The 5647-nt window shown below is 56.9% G+C and carries 4 protein-coding genes; all 4 read left to right on the forward strand.

All coding sequences use genetic code 11. The features are described from left to right. Positions 1-1009, forward strand: a 1009-nt coding sequence (locus VL197_08595; GenBank protein ID HUJ18039.1) for a HEAT repeat domain-containing protein, incomplete at its 5' end; no start/stop codon positions are given. Beyond that, positions 1006-2442, forward strand: a complete 1437-nt coding sequence (locus VL197_08600; protein HUJ18040.1) for a glycosyltransferase — start codon at positions 1006-1008, stop codon at positions 2440-2442. The genes VL197_08595 and VL197_08600, both read left to right, overlap by 4 nt. Further along, complete coding sequence (locus VL197_08605; GenBank protein HUJ18041.1) at positions 2429-4837, forward strand: hypothetical protein; 2409 nt, start codon at positions 2429-2431, stop codon at positions 4835-4837. The genes VL197_08600 and VL197_08605 overlap by 14 nt, the downstream gene beginning before the upstream one ends. After that, positions 4834-5622 carry a polysaccharide deacetylase family protein gene (locus tag VL197_08610; GenBank protein ID HUJ18042.1) on the forward strand — a complete coding sequence of 263 codons (789 nt, stop codon included), beginning with the start codon at positions 4834-4836 and terminating at the stop codon, positions 5620-5622. The genes VL197_08605 and VL197_08610 overlap by 4 nt, the downstream gene beginning before the upstream one ends. Positions 5623-5647 lie beyond the last annotated feature (25 nt).

Below are 5647 nucleotides of genomic sequence, written 5' to 3' on the forward strand. Positions count from 1 at the left end.
CTATTACGAGAACAGGTTGAAAAGCAGACGGCCGCTCATCAGGGCCGCAGCCGTGGATAAAATCGGGAAGATGCTGAGCGAATTTTCGACGGCCGGTCTCGTGGAGATATTGAGCCGCGAGGAACACCCCGAGATCCTGGCGGTGACGGCGCGGGCCTTGAGCAGGAACGGCAGCCGGGAGGGATTGACAGGCATCCTGGAGCGACTGCCCGATCTGTACCGGAGATCGCTCGTCTCCCGAAAAACGATCGAGGCTTCCCTCATCAATTTCAGCGCCGACGCGGTGCCGCTTCTGGTCGCCTATGGAAGCAAGAGCGACGACGCGAAGATCAGGGCTTCACTGCTGGAGGTGCTTGCGCATCTGGCGGCGACCCCGCTGTCGCTCGAGTTCGCCGCGGCGAACCTGAACGCCGATGACCCGGAGGTCCGGGCGAGGGCCGTCAAGGTGTTCGCGAGGCACGATGCGTCTGCGGACATGGTGCATCCGGAGCTCCTGCTCCCTCTTCTTGAGGATCCGGTATGGTTCGTGAGGCTTCAATCCGCGAGGGCATTGGGAAAATTGAAATACGAACAGGCGGTCGAAAGCCTGGGAAGGCGCCTGCTCGATACGAACTGGCAGGTGAGAAATGCCGCTGCCCGCGCTCTGGCGAATATCGGTGATGCCTCGCTGGACGTGTTCCTGAATATCCTGAAATACAAGGACCGTTACGCCAAGGAGAGCATTTGCGAGGAAGCGGGAAGGACGAATTTTACCCAGAGGCTGATCTCGAACCTCATGAGCCGCGACGAGACGCTGTATGCGAAATCCCGTGAGATGCTCGGGATCATGCACTCCCTGCATTTATCAACATCGCTCCATGAGTATTTGAAGAGCGGGGAGGAGGACGCGATAAAGCGGGAGATCGCCCTCCTCATGCGGGATACTGCCGCCCCCCGGGAGAGTGACCGGGGCGGGGAAGGTCCCCGATCTCCGGCTGCGCAAAGCGACGGCGAAGGAAAGAAGGCATGAAAGCGTATTTTGTTTCCTTTGCGCTCGGGTTCAACTATTTCGTCGGTTTTTATTACGGCGTCGTAAGCATCATCTATACCACGCTCCTGACCATCGCCCTCTTCGTCATCCTCAGGCATGCCCATCGCATCAAGTACGAACCGTTCAGGGAATACAGCATTTCGCCCGAGACCCCCTCGATCTCCATCCTGATCCCGGCGTACAATGAAGAAAAGGTGGTCGTGAGAACGATACGGTCCACCCTTGCCGTCGATTACCCCCTCTTCGAGGTCATTGTGATCAATGACGGGTCCGAGGACGGAACGCTTGAGGCTGTCATCGGCGTATTCGGCTTGAAAAAGATAGACCTCGTGTACCGGAATATCCTGCACACCGTTCCCGTGAAGGGGTTTTACGCCAACCCTGAAATTCCGAACCTCATCGTCATTGATAAAGAACGGAGTGGCAAGGCGGATGCCCTGAACTGCGGGATCACGGTTTCGAGAAGCGCGTACTTCTGTTCCGTTGACGCCGATTCTCTCCTGGAGAGAGACAGCCTCATCAAGCTCATGACCCCCATCATGGAGAGCAGAAGTCCCGTCATTGCCAGCGGCGGGGTTGTGAGAATATTGAACGGGGTGACCCTCAAGGATACGGCCATCCAGGAGATCGGGCTTCCCCAGGGCTTCCTCGCCATGTCCCAGATCGTGGAATACACGCGGACGTTCCTGTTCGGCAGGATGGGTTGGAACGCCCTGAACTCACTCCTGATCCTTTCCGGGGCCTTTTCCCTGTTTCACAAGGCGGCGGTCGTGGAGGTCGGCGGCTATCGAAGGGGGAGCATTACGGAGGATATGGAGATCATCGTGAGACTTCACGAGCACTATCTCCGGCAGAAAAAGCCTTACCGGATCAAATTCATATCAGACCCCATATGCTGGACCGAAGTGCCGGAGAGCCTGAAGATGCTGGGAAGACAGCGGAGAAGGTGGCATCTCGGACTGCTCAAGACGATGTGCCAGCACCGGTCCCTGATCTTCAACCCGAAATACGGCAGGATGGGATTGCTGGTATTGCCCTATTACCTGTTCTTTGAAACGCTCGGCCCGGTTGTGGAGTTGACGGGCTATGTGGCGGTGGTATGCTGCTACCTGCTGGGCCTGCTCAGCACTGATTTTGTGCTGCTCTTCCTGACGCTCGCGATATTCTACGGGACCTTTCTCTCGACAGCGGGCGTATTTCTGTCAGAACTTACCTACCGCCGGTATCCGAAATGGTCTCATTTCTTGCGTCTGGTGAAGTACTCCCTGCTCGAGAATTTCTGCTACCGGCAGATGAACGCATACTGGAGAACCCAGGCCCTGATCCAGTTTATCCGGGGGAGGAGCGACTGGGAGCACGTGGCGGACAAGGGCCAGGGCGTAACGGGCGAGGTGCCTCATGATGAACCTTAAGGAACTGGGTCTCCGCGCGATCAACGCGGGCGATCACCAGGAGGCCGTCAATATCTTCAAACGGGCCCTTGAAAAAAAGCGCGACCCCGAGGGACTGCTCGGACTTGCGACAGCGTACCAGAAGCTCGGCGAGCTGCAAACCGCCCGCTGGGCCTTTCACCAGGTCCTGGCGTTGGATGCCCGAAATCAAAAGGCGCTCGCTTCCCTCAAGGAAATAGACAGTGTCCCCCGCCGGCCAAAGACCAAGATGCCGGGGTCGCTGTTCAGAACGACGAGCGATTATTTCGAGCTCTACGACCGCGGTCAGTGGATGAAGTATTTCATGAAAGCGATCAACATCGGTCTTGGCCTGCCCGGCTACTTCCCCGGTGAATATCCGATAGGGAAGAACACCTATGCTAAATGGTTCAAGCAGATCTCAGAGCTCGGCGTGAACTCGATCAGAATCTATACCATACATCCTCCGACATTCTACGAGGCGTTGCGCCAGTGGAATGAATCGGGAAAACCGCTGTACCTCTTCCAGGGAATCTGGGCCGAGCTCCCGGAGAAGAACGATTTTAACAGCGATCACTACCTCTTGTCGATCAGGGAAAGCATCAAAAAAGCCGTGGATGTCGTATACGGGAACGCCCAAACCCCTGAAGGGCCCGGCCAGGCGTCCGGTGTTTTTCACGACGACGTATCGCGATACACGGCAGGGTTCATTTTCGGCAGGGAATGGGAGAGCTGTGCCGTGAAAGGCTTCAATGAGTCCCGCGGGCGAAGGCCGGAGGATTTCCACGGGGAATTTCTCCAGATCACCGGGGGGACTCCCTTTGAGGCATGGCTGACGAAGACCGGTGATTTTTTGCAATCCTATGAGCAGGGGACCTACCATGCCTCTCATCCCGTTTCGGCAGTGAACTGGCCGACGCTCGATCCCCTTGAACATCCGTCGGAATCACCCTATGAGGAGGAACTGCTCCTGCAGGGCACGAGAGTTTCCACGGCGACGTGCAGCGAGAACGAGGATATGGAGTCCGTGGATTTTTCGAAGATTACGGCCCGTCAGGGGAGCGGTGTCTTTGCAACCTATCACGTCTATCCTTATTATCCCGATTTTATGAATGACGATCACCCGGAGGAGGAAAACCCCTATCTCGGATATTTACGGACCCTCAAGCGGCATCACCGCGGTCAGCCGGTTCTTATCGCGGAATTCGGCGTCCCGAGCAGCCGCGACGCGAGCCATTGGCAAAAGAACGGGTGGCATCACGGCGGCCACTCGGAAGCGCGGCAGGGGGAGATCAACGGACTGCTCATGAAGTCGATCCACGCGGCTGGCATGGCGGGCGGGGTCCTCTTCAGCTGGTTTGACGAATGGTTCAAGCGAAGCTGGGTATTCTCTCCCTACGAAATTCCGGCAGAGCGGACGCCCCACTGGTTCAATCTCCAGGACGCGGAGCAGAATTACGGCCTGCTGGCCGCGTATCCGGGATATCCCGGAAAACGGGTGACCCTATCGGGGCGGAGGGAAGAATGGTCTGCGGCAGCGGTCCTCTATGAAAAAAAGGGAGAGGGGCCGTCATTCCCGTTCAACGACGGCTTCGATGATGCCCGGTCGCTCGTGCGGCTGATGGCGCAGCATGACGAAGGTTTTCTCTACATCCTGCTCGAGACGAAGGGAGGGGTAGACTTTTCGCACGCCCATTATCTCGTCGGGCTGGACACCTGCTGTTCCGACGCCGGCGAGTTCCTGCTGCCGTTCAAGACAAACCTCCACTGTCCCCTGGGGCTGAAATTTCTGATCCACCTGGCGGGTGAAGCGAAAAGCAGGATCCTCGTCTGTCAGTCCTACGACAAGTATTTGAACGCGGAGACCGGCGAGATCAGGCCCGCGGCCTCTTCCCAGGGGGCCTGGGTGATGATGCAGAACAAGACGAATAACCGGAGAATGAGCAAGGACAAGCAGACTTTTTATCCTTCACGGGTATTTTCGATGAGCGCCCTGAGGCAGGGAAGCCTTGACCGGAAAGACCCTCGCCATAATTCGCTCAGTGACTTTTCGGTGCGGGAGAACATGCTGGAGCTTCGCATCCCCTGGGGTCTCATCAATGTCACCGATCCGAGCTCACGCAGGGTTTTGTGGAAGGACAAGGAAGGCACAACAAGGAAAACAGAGGGGATAAAGATCCTCGCGGCCTCGTACAAGCCCGAGCAGGGCTTTCTCCATGCTGCGGACACGGGAAGAGGGAATAACCTGACCGATTCCCTCCCCGCAGACATGACGCGGGAAGCCATACAACAATACGCCTGGGGAGCGTACGACACCCCCCTCTATCACACCTATCTCAAGGACAGCTATCAGGTATACAAGAACGTCCTTTCGAGCATCCGGGGGACGATCTCATGAGTATGACACGGAGGACATTCTTAAAGCTCACCGGCGCTGCGGCCCTCTCCTCTTCCGCTCTGCCGCATTCCCTGTACGCCGCGGGAGCAAGGATTCCCGACAGGAGGATTCCTGCCCTGCTATACCACGACATATCGAACGTCCTGTACGATGAATATACTATTTCACCAGCCACTTTTTCGGCCCAGATGGAATGGCTGTATGCGACCGGCTACCGGACGCTCCCGGCGAACGAGGTGGAACAATTCCTTAAGAACACCGCCGGCCGGGCGGTCATGCTTACGTTTGACGACGGGGACATATCGTTCATGGATTATGCCTTTCCCCTGCTGAAAGATTACGGATTTAAGGCAACAATGAACATCATCGGACAGGCCGTGGAGAGTCACGCGCTCATCGACAGGCAGAGACCAGTATTGAGCTGGGACGAGTGCCGGTACCTCCTGTCGAGCGGCCTCGTGGACGTGGGCTGCCACAGCTACGCCCTCCATACGCCGGGAGGCGTCCTGAACGTCTCTTACGGGGCGATCGAAAAGGACCTGACGCTGTTCCAGGAAAGATACAAACAAGAGCTGGGGAAGCGATGCACGGTCCTGGCCTGGCCTTACGGGATCTACGATAAAAAGTGCATCGAGATCGCCCGTCATGCAGGCTTCAGCTGCATACTCACCTCACGAGAAGGCTTCATCGAGAAAAAGAGCGACCTGCGTGATCTTCCGCGGCTGAACATCAACAACAAACTGGATCTCATATCATTTCAGCAATACCTCGGAGCGAACCCGTGAATATGGCGAGATTCCTCGTGATCGT

Source organism: Nitrospirota bacterium (genome assembly GCA_035516965.1).
Lineage (GTDB): Bacteria > Nitrospirota > UBA9217 > UBA9217 > UBA9217 > MHEA01.